Origin of the sequence: Tenacibaculum aestuarii (assembly GCF_964510395.1) — a bacterium.
GTDB lineage: Bacteria > Bacteroidota > Bacteroidia > Flavobacteriales > Flavobacteriaceae > Polaribacter > Polaribacter aestuarii.
Map to the genome: position 1 here is coordinate 614540 of NZ_CAZEFY010000001.1, position 21778 is coordinate 636317.

The following is a 21778-nucleotide window of genomic DNA, read 5'->3' on the forward strand; positions in this document are numbered from 1 at the left end:
GTCTTTTCTTTTTATCGGTTTGCAAAAATACATTTTTTAACAGAAAAACTGTCAACTTATTTTTTGTAATACTTTTTGTTCTTTATCCAAGCTAGTGTTCCTAAAAGAGCAACAAAAGCTATAGAATAATATACTGAAGTAGGTGTAATTACTTTATCGCCACTAGCGTAAGAGTGTAATCCAGATAAGTAGAAGTTTACTCCAAAATATGTCATCATAATTGATGCGAAAGCTAAGATTGACCATAAATTAAAAGTAAAACGTCCTCTTAAACCTGGAATCAAACGCATGTGTAACACAAAAGCATATATCATAATAGAAATTAATGCCCAAGTTTCTTTAGGATCCCAACCCCAGTAGCGACCCCAACTTTCATTAGCCCACATACCACCTAAAAAGTTACCAATGGTAAGCATTACCAAACCAACGGTTAAAGCCATTTCATTAATAACAGTTAACTCTTTAATATGTAAGGCCATTTTCTTTTTATTCTTTTCATTGGTGAAAATGATTAAGAATAAAGAGAAAATACCTAAAATCATTCCCATCGCGAATGGACCATAACTAGCAACAATTACAGATACATGAACATATAACCACCAAGAGTTTAGTACAGGTTGTAAGTTGGCAATTTCAGGGTCTAACCAGTTTTGATGTGCAAACATTAATATAACAGAAACTAAAAATGTTGTTGCAGCAATAGTTAAAGACGATTTCTTTCCAAGAATTAACCCAAATAACATGGTAGCTAAGCCAACAAAAATAATAGACTCATAAGCATTACTCCAAGGAGCATTTCCACTAATATACCAACGTGCTGTTAATCCTAATACATGAAAAACGAAAAGGAAGATAACAATTCCTACAAGTACTCTTACTACATTGTTAACCCATGGTTTGTTGTTGAAAATTTGTAAGAAAACAAATACAATTAAAAGTAAACTTACATATCCGTAATACTCCGAAAGTTTAACAAAGATGTTTAGCTTATTATAAGCTATTTCTAAATCGATTTTATCTTTTGCAGGAATAACATCTGCGCCAAATTTTCGTTGGAATTTCTTAATTCCGTCTAGAACTTTATTGGTTTCTGTATAATCCCCAGATTTTTTTGAAGCTTGTAATAATTGTAAGTATACAGGTAATGACTGACGTACAAATACCGAATCTGTTCCTTTAAAATTGGCCTGTAAGGTTTCTGGTTGCGAAACCCATTTATTGTTTTCGTCGTTTGGGATAGGATAGGTACGTAACATTCCTCCACCTAAGGCTTGTGATAATAACCAAACTCTACGTTCAATTTTTATAATGTCTTTTTCAAATTTATTTTGAATTTTTTTCTTCTCAGCTTCAACAACAAGTTTACTGATTTTAGAAGAGCCATCAGGATTGTAAAAATCAATAAAACGTGCATATTCAGCATCTTTGTCAACTCCTAAAAGTTCTCTAACTTGTGTATTCCCGTCCTCTAGATAAACAAAAGGAACATTAAGCCAAAGCATTGGGTTTTCTGTAATAGAAAGTAAAATTTGGCTAGGATCCATGTCTTTAAATTTATCCACATGTGCCACTTTTCTAACTAATTCCGAAGCAAAGGTATGAGCAGGTTTCATACGTCCGCCAGCATCTTGAATAACTAAAGAACTGAATAAATCAGCGTGTTTATTGTCTACTTTGTTAGCGATTAAAATAGAGTCAATTTGAGCTTCAGTAATTTGTTTAGGTTCATGTTGTTTGTGTTGACTAAAGCCCGCTAAAGAAATAAATAAAGCAATTACTGATAATTTGGCTTTTTTATTTCGAATTTTGACTAATGATTGTTTTAAATCATAAAAACGAGTGCCTTTTACAAACAAAGCAGCGGTTAAACCAAAGAATAATAAAAAGTAACCGATATAGGTAATCCAAGTTCCCCAAAAATCATGGTTTACAGATAGATGTGTTTGTTCATGCTCTCCTTCAATTTTATAACTTGATTGGAAAAATTTATATCCTTGATAATCTAAAATATGATTCATAAAAATCCTGTAGTCAAAAGTTTCATCAGGTGCTATTACAGTAACTTCACTAGCGTAAGCAGCAGCACTTTCCGAACCAGGGTATTTTTCTAATTGAAAGTCATTTAGTTTTATGCTAAAAGGAGCTTGCAGCAATTTTGAACCATACCAAGCTCTAAAGTTTAAGTCACCAATACTAAATTGTTGTTGGTTGCTAACATTAAATTTCCCACCATAAAACTCTACACGTTCTGTTTCTCCGTTGGAAGTAATGTCAAAAATTACGGTATCATATTTTTTGTCATCCTTTTCACCTCTCACAGTTTTTATTTCTCCTTTTTCAGGTGATTTTGGAACAACAAATTGTAATCCGTTTACATTATGAAGTGTTAAGAATTGAAAATGTTGTACACTATCCTTAACTATTAAACCTTTCTTTTGATCAGCCATTCTAAACCAATCTCCATCATTTTTAGAAATCATTTTTAAGCTACCGTCTTCGTAAAAGAAGTTAATTGAAGCAGCTTCTTTATTAGGAGCGTCAAAACCAACTAAAATATTATGAATATTTTCTATGGTTCCTTTTTTAATATAATGTTCATGTCTGCTTCCGTCAGAACTTTCTACAAAGAATAAATGTTCTGTACCGTTTTCGTCTAAAACCATTTTTGTTTCAGACCAAGGAATATAGTCTACTAAATTAAAAGTAACCTCATGGTTTTTACCTCCTTTTTCAGGTTGGAAATTTTCTTCAAAAGTTACTGAGTTTTTACCCCAAGCAGATAAAAGTAATTTGTTAGCAGTGGTTTTTTGAAATTCACTATTATCAATAATTACATTTAAATAAGTATGTTCTGAGTAGAATTGATTGGTTGTTTCTCCTTCATCAATAACCATTAAACCTTCATAGCTAATGTAACGAGTAATACCAGCACCAATTAAGATTAAAAGAAAGGATATGTGAAATAATAATACAGACCATTTTTCTTTTTTATACAACCTATACCTAAAAATATTTCCGAAAAAATTGATAACAAAAAACACCATTATTAACTCAAACCACCAAGTGTTGTAGACTAGTGCTTTAGAAGTTTGTGTTCCGTAATCGTTTTCAATAAAAGTGGCAACTCCCATGGCAATGGCAAAAGCAAAAAATAAAACAGCCATTAAACGGGTAGAGTAGAGGGTATCTAAGATTTTTTTCATCAGTAAATCTGCTAAGTATAAAACGACGCAAATTTACGGATTAAAGCTCTAATCACCTTATGAAATTAATCATTTTTAAAAGGTAAAATGTTAAATTTATGAAGGTTAATTTCCAATTCGTTCTCCCATTTTAACAAAGGTTTCCATCCTGTTTTTGGTGTTGGTTAAAATATCTTCATCAATAGTGATTTTAGAACTATTAACTAACAATACAATAGTTGAACCTCCAAAAGCAAAGTAACCCATTTCGTCGCCTTTTTTTACTTCAGTGTTTGGTGTGTAAGTTTCAATAATACTTCCAACCATGGTGGCACCTACTGGAGCAATAATAATATCTCCCTTATCGTGTGTTTTTAAAGTGCAGTATTCTCTCTTGTTTTCACAAAATACTTTAGTAAAGTTAGCAGCTAAAGCGTAAGGAGATACTGAAAAATAGCGTCCTTTAATTTTTGTTACTTCGGAAGGAGTTCCGTCGTATGGAAAATGATATCTATGATAATCGTTAGGGGCTAACCGAAGTATAATTAAAGAATCGTCTTTATGTTTTGTGGCTAGTTCTTTATTACCTAAAAATTCTTCTAAGGTGAATTTTCTTCCTTTAATAAAGAAGTTATGAATGTCAGAAATGTTTTTAAATGCTAACATTTTTCCGTCACCAGGAGAAACGAAGCCTTCTTCAATAGGGCGAGCATCTGACTTTAATTTTCGATAGAAAAAATCATTGAAAGAAATATAGTCCTCAGAAGGTCTTTCTGCCTCATTCATGTCAATTTGAAGCTCTCTAACAAAACTATTTATTTTATTAATAGAACTGGGTTTGTTCATGAGTTTACCGTACCAAGATGATAAAAATTTACGTTTAACTAACGGCAATAAAGCCATTTTACCAAACGGATTGTTGTATAGCAATTTTAAATATCCTTCTCCAGGAGGGGTTTCGGTAATTATTTTACCTGTTTTTCTATCAATGAATTTTATTTTCATAACCGTTATTCTTCGGTACTATCAATTAAAATGGTTAGCATATCAATAGCAGCTTGTGCAATTTTAGTTCCAGGGCCAAAAACACCTACAGCGCCTGCATCAAATAAGAATTGGTAATCCTGTGCAGGAATTACTCCTCCTACAATCACCATAATGTCTTCACGACCATATTTTTTAAGTTCGGCGATAACTTGAGGAACCAAGGTTTTGTGTCCCGCAGCTAATGAGGAAATTCCTAAAATATGTACGTCGTTTTCTATAGCTTGTTTGGTAGCTTCTTGTGGTGTTTGAAATAAAGGTCCTATATCTACATCAAAACCTAAGTCGGCATACCCTGTTGCCACCACTTTTGCGCCGCGATCGTGACCGTCTTGACCAAGTTTGGCAATCATAATACGAGGGCGACGACCTTCTAACTCTGCGAACTTGTCAGCTAGTTCGGTTGCTTTTTTAAATAATTCGTCGTCTTTTATTTCTTTACTATACACGCCTGAAATGGTTTTATGTACTGCTTTATGACGTCCGAAAACAGATTCAAGAGCGTCTGAAATTTCACCTAAAGAGGCTCTGTTTCGTGCAGCTTTTATAGCTAAATCTAATAAATTTCCGTCACCTGATTTAGCACACTCGGTTAAGTCGTTTAGAGCTTTGTCTACTTCAGTCTGATTTCTTTTAGATTTTAAGTCGTTTAATCGGTTGATTTGCGATTGACGAACTGCTTCGTTGTCTACTTCTAAAATATGTAGAGGATCTTCTTGCTCTAGTTGGTATTTATTAACCCCAACAATTACATCTTGACCGCTATCAATCTTCGCTTGCTTTTTTGCAGCAGCCTCTTCAATACGCATTTTTGGAATTCCTTTTTCAATAGCTTTGGTCATTCCTCCTAATTCTTCTACTTCCTGAATTAATTCCCAAGCTTTGTTAGCAATTTCTTCGGTAAGTTTTTCTACATGATAGCTACCTGCCCAAGGATCAACAGTTTTGGTAATATGAGTTTCCTCTTGTAAATAGATTTGTGTGTTACGAGCAATACGTGCCGAAAAATCGGTAGGTAAAGCAATTGCTTCATCTAAAGCATTGGTATGTAAACTCTGAGTTCCTCCAAAAGCAGCAGCCATTGCTTCGATTGTAGTTCTGGCTACATTATTAAAAGGATCTTGCTCTGTTAAGCTCCATCCACTAGTTTGACAGTGAGTTCTTAAGGCTAGTGATTTTGAGTTTTTTGGATTGAATTGTTTTACCATTTTCGCCCATAACATTCTTCCTGCTCGCATTTTAGCAATTTCCATAAAATGGTTCATTCCAATTGCCCAGAAAAAAGATAAACGAGGAGCGAAAGTATCAATATCCATTCCTGCTTCCAATCCTTTCTTAATGTATTCTAGTCCGTCAGCAAGTGTGTATGCTAGTTCAATTTCAGCAGTAGCACCAGCTTCTTGCATGTGGTATCCTGAAATTGAAATAGAATTGAATTTTGGCATATTTTCAGAAGTATATTCGAAAATATCTGCAATAATTTTCATTGATGGAGTAGGTGGGTAAATATAGGTGTTACGCACCATAAACTCTTTTAATATGTCATTTTGAATTGTTCCTGATAATAATTCAGGAGCGACACCTTGTTCTTCTGCAGCTACAATATAGAAAGCTAAAATAGGTAAAACGGCTCCGTTCATAGTCATAGAAACCGACATCTTATCTAGTGGAATTTGATCAAATAAGACTTTCATGTCTTCAATTGAATCAATAGCTACTCCTGCTTTTCCAACATCACCTTGAACGCGTTCATGATCAGAATCGTATCCTCTGTGAGTAGCTAAATCAAAAGCTACAGACAGCCCTTTTTGACCAGCAGCTAAATTTCTGCGATAAAAAGCATTACTTTCTTCAGCAGTTGAAAAACCTGCATATTGACGAATGGTCCAAGGTCTACGGACATACATAGTAGAGTAAGGGCCACGTAAATTAGGGGCAATACCCGCAACAAAACCTTCATGTTTAAAAGAGTTGTTTGCTTGTGCTTGGTTTTTAGGTAACTGTATGTTTGATATGTCTTTTCTACTCATCTTGTAAACGTTCTTGTTCTAGCTTTTCAGCTAGTCGTTTTTGAATAATTGGCTGAATCAAGGTCTTTTCTTTACGTGTTTCCAGAAAAGGAGAAACTTCTAAATCTTGTTTCATTTTATCATTCTCATTCTGGATTTTGTTAGTACCTAGTAAGACTAATTTTCCAGAGTTGAATAATTCTTGCTCCCTGTTAGCAGATTCTTTAATTTTTCGTTGGATAACGCCTTCTTTCAATTGTTTTAAAAAGCCACCACCTTGTTCTATTTGTTTAAAGATTTCTAGCGCTTTTTGTGCTAGTTGTTGTGTAATGGTTTCAATATAGTAAGCACCATTAGCAATATTTTGGGCTTCTGCTAATTCGCTTTCTTGTTGCAGAATCAATAATTGATTTCTTGAAATACGCTCACCAAACTCATTCGGTTGATGAAATATTTTATCATATGAACTATTAGCTATTGTATTTGCGCCTCCTAAAATGGCACTCATGCACTCAGAAGTTGTACGAAGCATGTTTACATTATAGTCGTATATGGTTTTGTTACGTCTGCTAGGTTCTGCAAAAATATGAGCGGTTGTATCAGTATTATATTCTTTCAATAAAGAATCCCATAAGATTCTAAAGGCTCTTAATTTGGCAATTTCAAAAAAGTAATTGCTTCCTACAGAGAAGTTAAAATGGATATTATTTGTAACTGTACTTCCGAAATGATTCAGATATTCATTTGCATGTGCTAAAGCATAGGCTAGTTGTTGTGTAATTGTTGCTCCTGCATTTTGATAAATTGAAGCATCGACACAAATAGTATTTTTAGTTGCTTTTACTATTTCATCTAGTTGAGTATGGTCATTTTTAAGATTTGAATACCAATTTCCAGAAATTGCTAAGTGACCAATAATATCTGTGTTAAAGTAGCATTTATCTGAGTTGACAAAACTAGATACATCTTTGGTAAATTCAGAAGATAGAAAATCTAACGAAAAATAGATTGTGATATTTTCTGTATCAATCCCCTTTAATAAAGCTTTGTAATCGAACTCTTTTTTTGCTAAAAAATGAATTGATGAAGCGCCTCTTTGAAGTGAGTCTATAGCAAAAGCATTGGTTTTTTTTTCATCGTCAATAAAAATTGACTGACAAATAGCAAAGCCTTTTTGTGGAGTGTTAACCTTTGTGTTTGTTCTATCTTCTTTGGTGTAAAAAGGTCTTACAGTAATTCCTTCTTCTGTTTTCCATAATAAGGTTTCGTTGTAGTCGGCTCCTTTAAGGTCTACTTGTATTTGTTGTTTCCATTCAGTGGAGCTAACACCGTTAAATTCGTCAAATAAATAATTACTCATCACTTTTTATGGTATCAAATTCAATAATATAAATATCTTCTCCTTCTTTCTTCATTAAGTATTTTTCTCTTGCGTAACGTTCTAATTGAAGAGAGTCTTGAAGTTGTTGTATCGTTTGTTTGTCTTTTTTAATTTTCTTTTCGTGATATTCAATCCAACTATTTAGTTCTTTAATTTCTGTATTGAACTCTCTATGTGTAAGGTATGAATTTTCATCAAAAAAAAGCATCCAAACTACAAATACAGTAAGTATAATCACGTAAATATTAGTAGCGATTTTAAAGGATGGTTTGTTTTTAATTGATTTGAAATTCATATTATAAACGATCGTTAATTACGGTTCTCACAATGTCAATAGCTACAGTATTATATCTGTCGTTAGGTATAATAATATCAGCGTAATTTTTTGTAGGTTCGATAAATTGTTGATGCATTGGTTTTAAGGTAGTTTGGTAACGGTTTAAAACTTCATCAACATCTCTACCGCGCTCTTTAATATCTCTTCGAACACGTCTTATTAGGCGTTCGTCAGCATCAGCATGTACAAAAACTTTAATATCACACAAGTTACGAAGATCTTCACTATTAAAAATTAAAATTCCTTCAATAATAATAACCTTTCTTGGGTGGGTTTTTATGGTGTCTTTAGTTCTGTTATGAGCTACAAACGAATATACAGGTTGTTCAATGATGTCTCCATTTTTTAACTCAGTTAAATGTTGAACCATTAAATCGAAATCAATAGCTCTTGGATGGTCGAAGTTTATTTTAGTGCGTTCTTCGTAGGTAAGATTATCTGTTTGTTTGTAGTAAGAATCTTGAGAGATAACACATACTTCATCCGCAGGAAGTTCATTAATAATTTGATTTACTACAGTGGTTTTTCCACTTCCTGTTCCTCCTGCAATACCAATAACAAATATGTTTTTCATTAAGTCTTTGTAAAAATAGAGTTATGACAAATTTAGTAAAATAAGCGCATAAAAAAAGCGCTAACTTTTGTTAGCGCTTTTGGCTTTTGAGCCGATGGAGGGACTCGAACCCACGACCTGCTGATTACAAATCAGCTGCTCTAGCCAGCTGAGCTACATCGGCGTTTTCCTTTAAAGCGTGGCAAATATATAACGTTTTTTGATACTGCAAAAACTTTTTTTGCTTTTTGGGTAACTTTTTTTTGGTGCTCTTTTTAAGTGGTTGAAAGTTAGTTTGTTTTGATGATTAAAAAAAGAAGTAAAAAATGAGAAGTCGGGATGAGTGGATTCGAACCACCGATCTCTGGTCCCCCAGACCAGCACTTTAACCGGACTAAGCTACATCCCGATGAGTACAAATATATTTAAAAAAGAAAAAGTTCTAAGTAAATTTAACTTAGAACTTTATCAAGAATAAATATTATAATGAGAGTAGTAGTTAATATAACTACGATTCTTATGTATATATATTGCTAACGCGTTAAAACACTGTTTATTGTTTAGGCAGTTAAAGGTTTTCCTTTTAAACGTTTTTCAATTCGTTGTTTTACAGCTGTTAAACGTTTCATGATGTCCATTAACGTAGTGTCTTTTGTTTTTTTGTATACCTCGTTAATCTCTAAAATTAGAGCTTTTGCTTCTCTAGCTGCTAGTATTCTATCGCTAGTGGTCACAAATTTGAATTTTCTGTTTTCAAACTCTTCTGCCTTATTGATTAATTCTGATTTCATAAAATCTACCAATTTTAATTTAAAATTTTCTTTTAGGTTTGTCTGGTAATTGATTTAGTTAAAAAATTAACCCCTAAAATAACTGGGGCGACAAATTTAGAGGAAACTTTATGTTTACTATAAGTAAATCTATCAATTTACCTTATGATGTTATAAGTTTTTCTTATTAAGTCGAAAAATCTTTAGATATCAATTATAGACATAATCTATAAAGATAAATATAGTAATTTTTAATTGTTATGTCAAATTATTAGCAGAATATTAACAATTTTTGAGGATTAATTTAATGATTTATTAAGGAATTGTAGTGTATTGATGAGAATACAGTATTTTTGTTTGTGTTAGAAAAATAATTACAAAATGAAAAAAATAATTTTAATAGTATTTACTTTCATGTTTTTGTCATGTAAGAGTCAAGGAAAAAGAGAAGTTTTAGGAGAGTCTGATTTTCAGATAGAAATGAATACTAAATTTAAAGATGCTTCAAAATCGCCTTTAACAAAAAAGGGATTAAAGGAATTTAAAGGGTTAAATTTTTTTCCGATTGATGATAGGTACACTGTAAATGCTAAAGTAGAGTTATTATCAGATGGGCCTGTTTTTGACTTTCCTACAACAACAGATAGAGTAGCGATGTATAGAAAATATGGTGTATTATCTTTTTCTATCGATGGAAAAGATTTTGAGTTGTCTATTTATCAGGATATTAACCCTAAGCCAGAGTATGCAAACCATTTGTTTTTACCTTTTTTAGATAACACGAATGGTAAAACTTCTTATAAAGGAGGGCGTTTTATAGATGTTTATACTACAGACATACAACCAAACGGAACAGTTACAATTGATTTTAATAAAGCATACAATCCGTATTGTGCGTATAGCGATCGTTATTCGTGCCCTATTACTCCTCGAGAAAATTCTTTAGACACAGAAATTAAAGCTGGAGTGATGGCTTATAAAAAACCTTAATAAAAGAATCCTGCAAGAGCAGGATTTTTTTATTTTGAAGGAGGAGTTAATCCTTCTTTACTATCCTGTTCTATAGCTTTAGCTAATGAATCTAAATAAGGCTTTCTAACCTTCAATTTTGTTTCTGTATGTGCTTTTTTGTTTAGTTTGGTAAACATTTCAGCAATTTTAAAAGCTGTAGGTAATAGGTGTTCTTGCGGAACAACTTTATCTAAAAAACCAGCAGTAACAGCTTTTTTCGGATTGTAAATTTCTGAACAACTTATGCTTCTCTCAAAATAAATAGGAGCAAGACGTGCTTTAGCAATTTCGATACCTGCATTATGCATGGTCATACCGATCATAACTTCGTTTAGTCCAATTTTAAAATCTCCTTCAATACCTAATCTGTAATCTACAGACAGCAATAAAAAAGCACCTTTAGCAACAGCATGCCCTGAACAAGCAGCAATTATAGGATAAGGAAAAGATAACATTCTGTGTGATAATTGCGATCCCTTGGTAACTAGTTCTAAAGCAGATTCGGTAGATTGGGTCATGCTTTTTAAATCGTAACCCGCAGAGAAAATTCCTGGTTGCCCAGTTAAGATTACTGGTTTTTCTTCTTTTTCAGCGTTATCAAAAGCGGTATTTAAAGCACTAATTACTTCGTGAGAAATTGCATTGGCTTTTCCGTTGGTAATCGTAATTAGTACATGATTGTCTGCTGAGGTATATTGTATAAGTTCGTTCATTTGTTATATAAGTTTTTCAAAATTTGAGATTGAAATATTTTTATCTGTTCTGAAATCAAATTATATATTCTGCGGATTATTCCAAAAGTAGTCTACTAAGAAAATTCCTGCAAAAACCGCTAAAAAACCAATAATGAAACTAGCGATAGTATAAAGGGCAAAACTGCTAAAATCACCTGATTTTAAAAAGACATGGTTTTCGTAAGCAAAGGTTGAAAAAGTAGTGAAACCACCACAAAAACCAGTAGCTAATAACAACGTATGGTTTTGTGTTAACGCTTGGTTTTTGGCTGCTAAACCTAAAATAATTCCGATAAACAAGCTTCCTAAAATGTTAGCAGTAAAAGTTCCGTATGGAATTCCTGTTTGTGAGCTGTTTAACGCTTTTCCGATAATGTATCGTAATACACTACCAATTCCGCCGCCGATAAAGACTAATAAAAATTGTTTCACAAAAATATTTCTAGATTAAAGCTTGATTTTAACTTGTTAGAGAAATTTTTAAAATATCTCTAATCAGCTTTCTGTATGTGCTAAAATAAGAAAACCTCACAAATTTGTGAGGTTTTGTAAGTGAATAATGTTTCGTCTTATTATTTTACAGGATAATAAATGTCTGTTTGAATTTCTTCTGGCTTTACTTTGGCAGGATCGTTTACATACAACTCCCAAATAGGCCATTTTTGTGTGAGGTTGTTTTCTTTTAAATAAGATGCAATTTCCATATGCGCTTCATAATCGCCATCACCATAATTTCCAAATTTAGAAATCATTACACTATTTCCTGCAGGAAGGTTGATGATTTCCATTCCTTCAGCAGGTTCTATAGATTTGTTTAGTAAAAGACCAATGTAAAACTCTGTTTCGTTACTAGCTTCGTCATACTTGGTATAAACAGCCCCAGGTGTAAAATCACCTTCTTTTAAGCCTTGGTTTTTAGCATATATTCCAGCTTTGGGTATGTCTTGCATAAATAATTTTGTCATTTCCTCATGGTCGATTTTTATTTTATGAGGATAACCAATAAAGGTTTTCTCAGTAAGTTCTTTGGATGAAATTTGACTTGTGGTAAACTTCGGAGCTTCTGGTATGGTTTCTAACACCACTTTTTCAAGATTATCAAGTCCTTTTTCTTCCATAGGACCAAACATGTTATCCCATCCCCCAGATATTGCTGCAAACATCTTGAAGATAAAAGGATTGTTATCTGCTTTCATACCCCAAGTAACTTTTGTACCGTCTGCTACTTCTTCAAAATTCCAATAAATATCTCCTGGATCGTAATCGCCAAATGATATTTTTTGATCGATTGATTTGTTAGGAACCAGAGCTACAGTTTCCATTTTTCCAGGACCTTCTTTGCTTGTCCAACTATCAGAAGCGCCAACACCTACTGTTACGTCACCATACGTAACTACAATAGTAGTATCTTCTTCGTGCCAAGGCCCCCATTTTTCCCAAGTTTTTAAATCGTTAACGGTATTAAAAACATGACTAACAGGAGCTTTGATTACTTTACTTCTGCTTACGTCATAACTGCTAGAAAAGGTAGCTACATAAATAAGAAATAGAACGATTAAAGTAACCAGCAGGAGTAAGAAATACTTTATAAATTTCATAATTTGTTTTTTTGATTGAGTTATAAAGTTACTGATTTTTTATATTACTATACAGTTGAGACTTAAATGCGCTGTATAAAAAAATAAAGAAGAGGTCTTAAGATTAAAATATTCTTAAATAAAAATACCTTAAGGAATTCCTTAAGGTATTTTTATTTATTATGATGTTATATCTTTTATAATTTTACGTCGTCAGCATCTGTCCAGTTCCACTTTCCAGCAATTATTCCATTTTTAACGGTTACAATTCCTGGATTAGCTCTGATAACAGTTTTTAAAGCGGTTTCATCACAGAATCCGAATGTGTACGGTAGTCCATATTTTTGTTGGGTAGCCGCTAAATCTTCAATATAAGAAGCAGTTAGCACATAAATTTCATAACCTTGTTCGCTAGCTTGTTTTGCTACTTCAGAAACTTTTGAAATTCCTTCTTCTTCAGTTTTATCAAAATTAGACATAACAATTAGCATTGCTTTTTCTTTAGCTAGCATTTCTTCTAATTTATCACCTTCGTCAGTTTCAATCATAAAATCATGAATAGGAGGAATGTCATCACTTCCTTCTTGGTATTTCATCCCTTCAGCAATATCAGTTCCTACTGAGTAGGCTCTAAAATCGATAATTGGTAAGTGTTGTAATACGTAATAGGTTACTAGAAGTGATACAAAAATTGAAGCAAAAGTTGTTATAGAAGCAATTTTGCTAGAAATAAAAGGTTTAATGTATTGAACTCCTAAAATTAAGATTACAATAAATACCATAAAAACCACATTTTTATAAAATGTTTCTTTTGGTGTAAGTTTTAAAGCGTCTCCAAAACAACCGCAATCGGTAACTTTGTTGTAAGTGTACGAGTACCAAGTTAAAAATAAGAAGATAAGGTTAATACCAAATAAACTCCAAACAGTAAATTTTGCTTTGTATCCTACTAAAAGCATAATACCTAAAACCAATTCAGTAACAATTAAAAGAATAGAAAAAGGTAAAGCAAATGGTATTAAGAACTCTAAGTTTAGTACACCTGCACTAAAATATTCTTCAAACTTGTACTGAGAACCAATAGGGTCTACCAATTTTACAAATCCAGAATAGATGAATAGCAATCCTACTAGTACTCTTGAAATATGAGTTAACAATTTTAAAATCATATTAGGGGTTGTTTTAGGTTAATTATCTGACTCAGAAAGGTGAATCATGGCAAAAATAGCATAATTAATCATATCTTGATAATTAGCATCAATTCCTTCAGAAACTAAAGTTTTACCTTGATTGTCTTCAATTTGTTTTACGCGAAGTAGTTTTTGTAGAATTAAATCGGTTAACGATGAAACTCTCATATCTCTCCACGCCTCACCATAGTCATGATTTTTATTTTCCATTAACTCTTTGGTGATTTTTATGTGTTTGTTGTATAATTCAGTGGCTTGTTCAGTAGTTAAATCAGGTTGTTCAACAACTCCCAATTCTATTTGAATTAATGCCATTACTGAATAATTGATAATACCAATAAACTCTGATTTTTCTCCTTCATCAACTTTTCGCTCAGTATTTTCTTGTAATTGACGAATGCGTTGTGCTTTGATAAATATTTGATCGGTTAGTGATGGGAGTCTTAAGATTCTCCAAGCACTACCATAATCGCTCATTTTCTTGGTAAATAAATTTTTACATTCTTCAACTACAGCATCATACTGTTTTGAGGTGTCTTGCATCTTTCTTATTTAAAAGTATTCGACCAAAAATAGTAAATATTACAAGCTTTTCGTTTATTTTTACTTGGAAATTTAGTGTAATGACGATTAATTGTAAAGGAACCTTAATAGATCTTACCACGCCTAAGGTTATGGGGATTTTAAATGTAACCCCTGATTCTTTTTTTGATGGAGGAAAATATAAAAACGAACATGATTTTTTAGCTCAAACAGAAAAGATGTTGAATGAAGGAGCTACTTTTATTGATATAGGAGCGTATTCTTCAAGACCAGGAGCGAAGCATATTTCTGAAGAAGAAGAGCTGCAAAGAATGCTTCCTGTAGTTGAGTTATTAGTGAAAAATTTTCCTGAAATTTTTATTTCAATCGATTCTTTTAGAAGTAGAGTAGTAGAGGAGTCTATCAACGCAGGTGCAGCCATCATCAATGATATTTCTGGAGGAAAGATGGATGTCAATATGTTTGAAACGGTAGCAAAATTGCAAGTGCCATATATTATGATGCACATGCAAGGAACTCCGCAAAACATGCAAAAAAATCCGGAATATGAAAATGTGGTTACTGAGGTAATTTCTTTTTTTGCAGAGCAGCTTTTTAAATTACGTCAGCTAAAAGTTAATGACGTGATTATCGATGTTGGTTTTGGCTTTGGAAAAACAGTCGATCAGAATTACGAGTTGCTTAAAAACTTATCATTGTTTAATAGCTTAGATGCTCCTATTTTAACAGGAGTTTCAAGAAAATCAATGCTGTATAAGTTATTGGGTACTTCGGCTCAAGAAGCCTTAAATGCAACTACAGTAGCTAACACTATCGCTTTATTAAACGGAACACATATTTTACGAGTGCATGATGTAAAAGAAGCAGTTGAAGCGGTTACGATTGTAAATCAGTTGTAATAAAATGCTTACATTTACTTGTTTAGATTATTTTAAATAGTAAAAAAACTTCAAGAAAATTAATGAACCTAGATTTTATCGACTTTTCGTTTTTGGATGTGCTGGATATTTTTTTAGTAGCAGTTTTATTATTTTACATCTATAAACTGTTAAAAGGAACGGTAGCAATAAATATTGTGATAGGAATTGCCTTTATCTTTTTAATCTGGAAGATTACTCAAGCTCTCAATATGGAAATGTTAAGCGGTATTTTGGGGTATTTACTTTCAGGTGGAGTTATCGCGTTGATTATTGTATTTCAACAAGAAATCAGGAAGTTTTTATTAATGATAGGAACCACCAATTTTTCAGCTAAAAGAGGATTTTTAAATCAGCTTAAGTTTTTGAAGTCGGAAATTCATTCAGAAATAGATATAGATACGATTTTAAAGGCTTGTAATAACTTGTCTAGAACCCAAACAGGAGCATTATTAGTAATAGAAAAAACAAATAATCTTGATTTTTTAGTGAATACTGGAGACAAAATGAATGCCTTGGTAAATGAAGCTATTATTGAAAGTATTTTTTACAAAAACAGTCCGTTACATGACGGAGCAACGATTATTAGAGACAACTATATAATAGCAACTCGTGTGGTTTTACCTGTTTCTGATAGTACAAAAATTCCTGCACGTTTTGGTTTACGACACCGTGCTGCAATTGGTGTTACCGAAAAAACAGATGCAATTTGTTTATTGGTTTCTGAAGAAACAGGAGAAATTTCATATATAAAAGACGGAGAGTTTGTATTGTATAAATCACTCGAAGAACTTCATAAAAAATTAGAAAAAGATGTAATGGCATAAATAAAAAAAGGCTCGCAATTTGCGAGCCTTTTTTTATTTATGCTATCAAAAAAATTATTGAGCAGGAGCCATTTTAGATTGAATAGCAGCCATAACGCTATTGAATTTTTCAGCAGCAGCTTCGTCTAAGTTAGCAACGATGTCTTTAGCTTGAGTAGCTAATTCAACACCTTTTTTAGCTAATTCAGTATTTTTAACAACATCTCCTTTAGCTTCGATGTAATCTTTAGCGTACTGAGAGTAAGTTTGTAAATACTCACCTACTTTAGGATCTTCAAACTGAGGAATTTCGATACCTTCGATTGCAGATTTTACTGATTCAACAGCTTCTTCTGTTGCTTCAGCAGCCTCACCAGCAGCTTCTTTAGTTTCTTCTACTGCTTTAGTAGCAGCGTCAGTAGCTTCTTCAGTAGCGTTTTCTACAGCTTCAACAGCATCAGTAGCAGCGTCTTTAGCATCTTCTTTAGTGTTTTTACAAGAGGTAGCTAATAAAGCACCAACTACAAATACTGATAAAATTACTTTTTTCATCGTTTATTGATTTTTAGTTTTTAGATTGAATAACAAATGTAATATTTTGATTGACGTAAACAAATTTATTTACATCACTGTTTCACTATTAAACTGTTTTTCGTACAAATTCTTATAATAACCCTCATGTTTTTTTAATAATTCTGTATGATTTCCTTTTTCAACTATACGACCTTTGTCCATAACTATAATAATATCAGCCTTTTTAATCGTTGCTAAACGGTGTGCAATTACTATTGAAGTTCTGTTTTTTGTAATCTCATCTGTGGCGTATTGAATCATTTGTTCCGAGTGAGTATCTACAGAAGAAGTAGCTTCATCTAAAATTAAGATACTAGGGTTACTAACATAAGCACGTAAAAAAGCAATTAATTGACGTTGACCAGATGAAAGCATGCCTCCGCGTTCTTTTACATTGTAATGATAGTTGTTAGGTAAGCTCATAATAAAGTCATGAATCCCTATTTGTTTGGCAGCTTTTTGTACCTGATCTAGCGAAATGTTTTCGTTTCGTAGCGTAATATTATTTAAAATAGTATCTGAAAACAAAAATACATCTTGTAATACTACAGCCACTTTTTGTCGTAAAGAAGAAATCTCATAATCTTGAACAGGAATGTTATCAATAGCAATAAGTCCACTATCAATTTCATAAAATCGACTAATAAGATTTATAATAGTTGATTTACCTGCACCTGTAGCGCCAACAATAGCTACGGTTTGCCCTTTTTCTACATTAAAACTTATTCCTTTTAAAATTTCTTCTCCTTTTATGTAGCTAAAATGTACATCCTTAAAACTGATGTTTCCTTCAATGTTTTCTGCTATAATAGTTCCGTTTTTGTCTATTGAACTATTTGTGTCAATTACGTTGAAAACACGTTCACCAGCAACAATTCCCATTTGTAATTGATTGAATTTGTCTGCTATTTGTCGTAACGGTCTAAAAAGCATTTGAGCCATTTTTATAAAACCGATAATAGCACCTAAACTAACAGCACTATCTTCAATAACTTGTAATCCACCATACCAAACAATTAATCCGATAGCGATTGAAGAAAGTATTTCTGCAATAGGGAAGAAGATAGAGTAGTACCAAACCGTTTTTATATGTGCTTTTTTGTGTTTGTTGTTAATGTCAATAAAGTTTTTATACTCAATTCGCTCTCTATTAAAAAGCTGAACGATTTTCATTCCTGTAACTCTTTCTTGTACAAAACTGTTAAGGTTTGCTACTTGATTACGTACATCTTGGAAAGTAGATTTTATAGCTATTTGAAATAGTTTTGTAGCATAAATTAGTACAGGTAGGGTGGCAAGTGCAATTAAAGCAAGCTGCCAGTTTTTATAAAACATTACAGCTATAACAATAAGCATTAATAAAATATCGCTTACTATCATAAAAACACCTTGAGTAAAAAAGTTTGAAATGGTTTCTATATCTGAAACTACACGGGTTACGAGTTTACCAACTGATGAGTTATCAAAATAACTCATTTTAAATTCTAGAATTTTTCTAAACGTTTTAGCTCTGATATCTCTGATAATATGTTGACCTACCCAGTTTGCATTATAAATAAAACTAAATTGAAATAGCACCTGAACTAATAAAACAACCACCATGGCTATTGTAAAGTACAATAGTGTTGTAGCATTTTTGGTTGTTGTAAAATCATCGATTGCAGTCATTAAAATTACAGGGGTAAGAACTGCAAAACCTGCTAATAAAATTGTAGAAGCCGCAGCAACGATAAAACGTAGGCGGTACTTTTTTGCAAAACTCATTAGTCTTGAAAAAATTTTAATATCGAATGCTTTTCCTGTTGCTTTACTCACTATATGTAGTCGTATGTTACTGCTGTTAAAAATAAACCTTTTGCTGGAACTGAAACTCCAGCGTTACTTCTGTTTTTACTTTCAATAATTTTTTTAAAATCATCAATCGTAATTTTTTCAAGACCAACATCAATTAGTGTACCTACTATGGCGCGAACCATGTTTCTTAAAAAACGATTGGCACTAATATGAAAAGTAAGTTCATTCCCTTTCATAATCCATTCAGCATTGGTTATTGTACAATTAAAAGTGTTAACGTCTGTTTTTACTTTTGAGAAACACTCAAAATCTTCATATTCATATAAAATAGCAGCAGCTTTATTCATCAACTCAATATTTAATTGTTGATGATGCAATTGCCAGCTAGTTTCTAGTAAAAACGGATTTCTACCTAACCATATTTTATATTCATAACTTCTACTATTAGCATCAAAACGAGCATGAGCATCGTTATGAACCAATGTCGTGTTAAATATCACCACATCATCGGGTAAAATAGCATTGAGTTTATAAGTAAAATTATCATTTAAGGGTGATTCTACATCAAAATGAGCAAACATTTGTGAAGCGTGTACACCTGCATCTGTTCTACCAGCACCAACGATATTAACTTCTTGTCGTAAAATTGTACTGATAGCTTTGTTTATTACCTCTTGAACCGAAATTGCGTGTGGTTGTACTTGCCAACCATGATAATTTTTCCCGTTGTATGCTAATTCGATAAAATACCTCAAAAATGTAAAAATTTTAAAGAGCTAAATTATGAAATTCTGACTTGAAAAGTTATAGACAGAAGATTAAATAATGTTTTTAGGTTTTATTAACATATGTTAACAGATTGTTTAGATACTTGTCTTATTTTTGTTGCCTTCGAAAATATAATAATGAAGTCCCTCATGAATTTCATTGTCTAAATAATAGTGAATTCCCCTTTCATTAATTACCCCTTATTCTAAAGAATCCATAATGTTTAATTATGGATTTTTTTTAGTTTATAAATCATTAGTTTTGTCTTGATGAAGAAAATTTTGCTCCTTTCAGATACACATAGCTTTATTGATGATCAAATTTTAAAGTTTGTAAAGCAAGCAGATGAAGTTTGGCATGCGGGTGATATTGGTGATTTACATGTTACTGATATGATAAAAGATGTTAAACCACTAAGGGCAGTTTATGGAAATATTGATGATAATAAAGCCAGGGCTGAGTTTCCGCTAGATAATAGGTTTTTAGTAGAAGGAGTGTCAGTTTGGATTACTCATATTGGAGGTTATCCGAATAAATACAATCAACGAGTTAGAGAAGAACTAAATAGAAATCCTCCTAAATTATTTATTTGTGGACATTCACATATTTTGAAAGTTCAGTACGATAAGAGATTGAACTTACTTCATTTAAACCCAGGAGCAGCAGGGAAACATGGTTTTCATAAGGTTAGAACTATGCTACGTTTTGAAATAGATAAAGGAGAAATAAAAAATATGGAAATAATTGAACTAGCTAACAGAAGTTAATTTAAAGTTTTTCTGTTGTTTTAAAATAGGGACAGAAATATAAATAGAAGTACCAATATTTTCTTTTGAATTAATAGTTAATTTCCCATTCATGATGTGAATTCTTGCCTCTATTTGATTTAAGCCAATACCATCTGAAAAAGAAGAAGACGAGGTAGAAAAACCTACCCCATCATCTTTAACGAGAACGGTTAGTTGATCCTCTTCCTCTTTCAATATTATTTCAGCATGTTGAGCTTTACTATGCTTTAAAATGTTATTAATAAGCTCTTGAATAACATTAAATATTTTTATTTCAAACTCTTGATTATATCGATTGATATTTTGAGCTGAAACTTCAAACTTAAGCTCGCTATTAGAATATTTCTTAGTAACGTCTTTAATAGCGTACTCCAATCCGAATTTTAATAAAATAGACGATACTAGGTTATGAGATAAGTCTCTTACTTTTTGAGAGGCCTCAGAAATAATAGCTTGAGTCTTATCTATTTCTTGAGGAGTATCTCCGTTAAATTGTTTTTTAGTTGCTGTTAAATGCATATTGGCAGAAGAAAGCAAAGCACTAACGTTATCATGTAGTATTTCTGCTATGAGTTTACGTTCGGTTTCCTTTCCGTCTATTGTGGCATTTAATATTTTTATTTGCGCTTCAGATTTTAATTTTTCAATGCTTTGTTGCTGAATGAGTTTACTTTCTGATAATTTAAGATGCAGGTTTTTTTGACGTAACTTATAGTTGTAAATTATTACTCCAGAAATTATTAAAACTAGGAAACTCAGAGCTCCAAAAAGTAACGAGGTTTTGGCCTGTTGTGCTTCCTCTAATTTTCGTTGTTCTTTAACTAAAGCTGTTTTTTCTTTTTCTAAATTTTCTTTATGTTGAGTGTAAATTTGCTCAACCATTCTTCTAATTTCTTTGTCTCTCAGGTTATCTTTAATATTGTAGGATTTTTCTTGATAATCGTAAGCAGTATAATCTTTAAGAAGGTATAAAGTATATGCTAGATTAAAATATAAATCCTCTTTAAATTTTGTAGCCTTTATACTATTACTCATTTCTAACAACTTTAGCCCACTAAAGTATACTTCTTTTGCTTTTTTGTAATTTTTTTCGTGTAAATAAATATTGGCTAAATTATTTAAAGCTGAAGCTTCGGATATTTTATTGTTGTTTTTCCTATGTATTTCTATGGCTTTGTTAGTGTATTCTTTAGCTAGAGTTAAATTGTCTTTTTTATAGATGCCAGATAAGTTGCTAAAAGCCATAGCTCTCATATCTTGGGTTTTTTTATTAAGAGAGTTTATGTTAATTACCTTTTTATAATATATCTTAGCACTGTCGGTTTTACCTATTAATTGATAATTACTTGCAAGACCAATTAAAGCTTTTGCATATGATTCAGGAGGAAGGGATGTAATTGTAGAGAATTCATTTCTTGATTTCAGTAAATTAATGATATCTAGTGACTTACGATAATAGTTTGTGCTTTTATTTCTCAAATTTAAATTATCAAAAATTTGGGCTAAAAGTAAGTTAGTAGAAAAATCTAATTCTCCATCGACTTTTGTTTCTTGTGCAAGAATCAAAGCTTTGTTTAGGGCTTCAGTATATTTTTCTCTTTTGTATAAGCTATAAATACTATCGTATTTTTTTTTAAGGGAAAGGGAATCACTACTATTGAACCTTTGTAAAGAAATACTTTCTTCTTTATTTATATTATCATTATCCTTTTCGGAAGTGTTTAAATAAATAGAGTATGAGTTACCAATGATAAGTATAGAAAGTAAATGTAAAAAAAATACGATTCTCATTTTATTTATT

20 protein-coding genes and 2 tRNA genes are annotated in these 21778 nt (G+C 32.0%); 4 read left to right on the top strand and 18 right to left on the bottom strand.

What is annotated here, in order from left to right:
- Window positions 1-56: 56 nt before the first annotated feature.
- From ccsA to ACKTSU_RS03010, 9 genes are all read right to left on the bottom strand, one after another.
- Window positions 57-3203 (bottom strand): cytochrome c biogenesis protein CcsA, encoded by a 3147-nt coding sequence (ccsA, locus tag ACKTSU_RS02970; RefSeq protein ID WP_408034878.1) that lies wholly within the window; start codon window positions 3201-3203, stop codon window positions 57-59.
- Window positions 3204-3308: 105 nt separating this feature from the next.
- On the bottom strand, window positions 3309-4187 hold the full coding sequence (locus ACKTSU_RS02975; protein WP_408034879.1) for a phosphatidylserine decarboxylase: 879 nt from the start codon (window positions 4185-4187) through the stop codon (window positions 3309-3311).
- Window positions 4188-4192: 5 nt separating this feature from the next.
- On the bottom strand, window positions 4193-6256 hold the full coding sequence (gene scpA / locus ACKTSU_RS02980) for a methylmalonyl-CoA mutase (RefSeq protein WP_408034880.1): 2064 nt from the start codon (window positions 6254-6256) through the stop codon (window positions 4193-4195).
- The gene (locus ACKTSU_RS02985; RefSeq protein ID WP_408034881.1) at window positions 6249-7595 is read right to left on the bottom strand and encodes a methylmalonyl-CoA mutase subunit beta; all 1347 of its coding nucleotides are present in this window, start codon (window positions 7593-7595) and stop codon (window positions 6249-6251) included. The genes scpA and ACKTSU_RS02985 overlap by 8 nt, the downstream gene beginning before the upstream one ends.
- A complete protein-coding gene (locus ACKTSU_RS02990) occupies window positions 7588-7911 on the bottom strand; it encodes an FtsB family cell division protein (protein WP_408034882.1) in 324 nt (107 codons plus the stop codon). The genes ACKTSU_RS02985 and ACKTSU_RS02990 overlap by 8 nt, the downstream gene beginning before the upstream one ends.
- Before the next feature lies 1 nt (window position 7912).
- Window positions 7913-8518, bottom strand: coding sequence for a uridine kinase (gene udk, locus ACKTSU_RS02995; RefSeq protein WP_274635074.1), 606 nt, complete (start codon window positions 8516-8518; stop codon window positions 7913-7915).
- 98 nt (window positions 8519-8616) lie between these two features.
- Window positions 8617-8690 (bottom strand) — tRNA-Thr (locus ACKTSU_RS03000).
- Between the two features lie 150 nt (window positions 8691-8840).
- Window positions 8841-8915 (bottom strand) — tRNA-Pro (locus ACKTSU_RS03005).
- 151 nt (window positions 8916-9066) lie between these two features.
- Window positions 9067-9297 (bottom strand): hypothetical protein, encoded by a 231-nt coding sequence (locus tag ACKTSU_RS03010; protein WP_028892791.1) that lies wholly within the window; start codon window positions 9295-9297, stop codon window positions 9067-9069.
- A gap of 360 nt (window positions 9298-9657) precedes the next feature.
- Here ACKTSU_RS03010 and ACKTSU_RS03015 point away from each other — a divergent pair, with 360 nt between their 5' ends.
- Window positions 9658-10266: a DUF1684 domain-containing protein gene (locus ACKTSU_RS03015; RefSeq protein ID WP_408034883.1), complete on the top strand. Its 609-nt coding sequence runs from the start codon at window positions 9658-9660 to the stop codon at window positions 10264-10266.
- A gap of 29 nt (window positions 10267-10295) precedes the next feature.
- Here the strand turns inward: ACKTSU_RS03015 and ACKTSU_RS03020 are convergent, their stop codons facing one another.
- The 5 genes from ACKTSU_RS03020 to ACKTSU_RS03040 form a co-directional block, all read right to left on the bottom strand.
- Window positions 10296-11000 carry a crotonase/enoyl-CoA hydratase family protein gene (locus ACKTSU_RS03020; protein ID WP_408034884.1) on the bottom strand — a complete coding sequence of 235 codons (705 nt, stop codon included), beginning with the start codon at window positions 10998-11000 and terminating at the stop codon, window positions 10296-10298.
- Between the two features lie 60 nt (window positions 11001-11060).
- The gene (gene crcB, locus ACKTSU_RS03025) at window positions 11061-11453 is read right to left on the bottom strand and encodes a fluoride efflux transporter CrcB (RefSeq protein ID WP_408034885.1); all 393 of its coding nucleotides are present in this window, start codon (window positions 11451-11453) and stop codon (window positions 11061-11063) included.
- A gap of 140 nt (window positions 11454-11593) precedes the next feature.
- Window positions 11594-12619: a GyrI-like domain-containing protein gene (locus ACKTSU_RS03030; protein ID WP_408034886.1), complete on the bottom strand. Its 1026-nt coding sequence runs from the start codon at window positions 12617-12619 to the stop codon at window positions 11594-11596.
- A gap of 176 nt (window positions 12620-12795) precedes the next feature.
- On the bottom strand, window positions 12796-13767 hold the full coding sequence (locus ACKTSU_RS03035) for a DoxX family protein (protein ID WP_408034887.1): 972 nt from the start codon (window positions 13765-13767) through the stop codon (window positions 12796-12798).
- An 18-nt stretch (window positions 13768-13785) separates the two neighbouring features.
- A complete protein-coding gene (locus ACKTSU_RS03040; RefSeq protein ID WP_408034888.1) occupies window positions 13786-14331 on the bottom strand; it encodes a DUF1599 domain-containing protein in 546 nt (181 codons plus the stop codon).
- Window positions 14332-14411: 80 nt separating this feature from the next.
- Here ACKTSU_RS03040 and folP point away from each other — a divergent pair, with 80 nt between their 5' ends.
- Both folP and cdaA read left to right on the top strand, forming a co-directional pair.
- Complete coding sequence (gene folP / locus ACKTSU_RS03045; protein WP_408034889.1) at window positions 14412-15230, top strand: dihydropteroate synthase; 819 nt, start codon at window positions 14412-14414, stop codon at window positions 15228-15230.
- Window positions 15231-15292: 62 nt separating this feature from the next.
- Window positions 15293-16075 carry a diadenylate cyclase CdaA gene (gene cdaA / locus ACKTSU_RS03050; protein ID WP_408034890.1) on the top strand — a complete coding sequence of 261 codons (783 nt, stop codon included), beginning with the start codon at window positions 15293-15295 and terminating at the stop codon, window positions 16073-16075.
- A 54-nt stretch (window positions 16076-16129) separates the two neighbouring features.
- Here the strand turns inward: cdaA and ACKTSU_RS03055 are convergent, their stop codons facing one another.
- The 3 genes from ACKTSU_RS03055 to truA form a co-directional block, all read right to left on the bottom strand.
- Window positions 16130-16606: a hypothetical protein gene (locus ACKTSU_RS03055; protein ID WP_408034891.1), complete on the bottom strand. Its 477-nt coding sequence runs from the start codon at window positions 16604-16606 to the stop codon at window positions 16130-16132.
- A gap of 69 nt (window positions 16607-16675) precedes the next feature.
- A complete protein-coding gene (locus ACKTSU_RS03060; protein WP_408034892.1) occupies window positions 16676-18442 on the bottom strand; it encodes an ABC transporter ATP-binding protein in 1767 nt (588 codons plus the stop codon).
- Window positions 18442-19176 (bottom strand): tRNA pseudouridine(38-40) synthase TruA, encoded by a 735-nt coding sequence (gene truA, locus ACKTSU_RS03065; protein ID WP_408034893.1) that lies wholly within the window; start codon window positions 19174-19176, stop codon window positions 18442-18444. The genes ACKTSU_RS03060 and truA overlap by 1 nt, the downstream gene beginning before the upstream one ends.
- A 282-nt stretch (window positions 19177-19458) precedes the next feature.
- Here truA and ACKTSU_RS03070 point away from each other — a divergent pair, with 282 nt between their 5' ends.
- Window positions 19459-19956 (top strand): metallophosphoesterase family protein, encoded by a 498-nt coding sequence (locus ACKTSU_RS03070; protein WP_408034894.1) that lies wholly within the window; start codon window positions 19459-19461, stop codon window positions 19954-19956.
- Here the strand turns inward: ACKTSU_RS03070 and ACKTSU_RS03075 are convergent.
- Window positions 19939-21768: a tetratricopeptide repeat-containing sensor histidine kinase gene (locus ACKTSU_RS03075; protein ID WP_408034895.1), complete on the bottom strand. Its 1830-nt coding sequence runs from the start codon at window positions 21766-21768 to the stop codon at window positions 19939-19941. The two genes, ACKTSU_RS03070 and ACKTSU_RS03075, sit on opposite strands and share 18 nt — an antisense overlap.
- Between the last annotated feature and the right edge of the window lie 10 nt (window positions 21769-21778).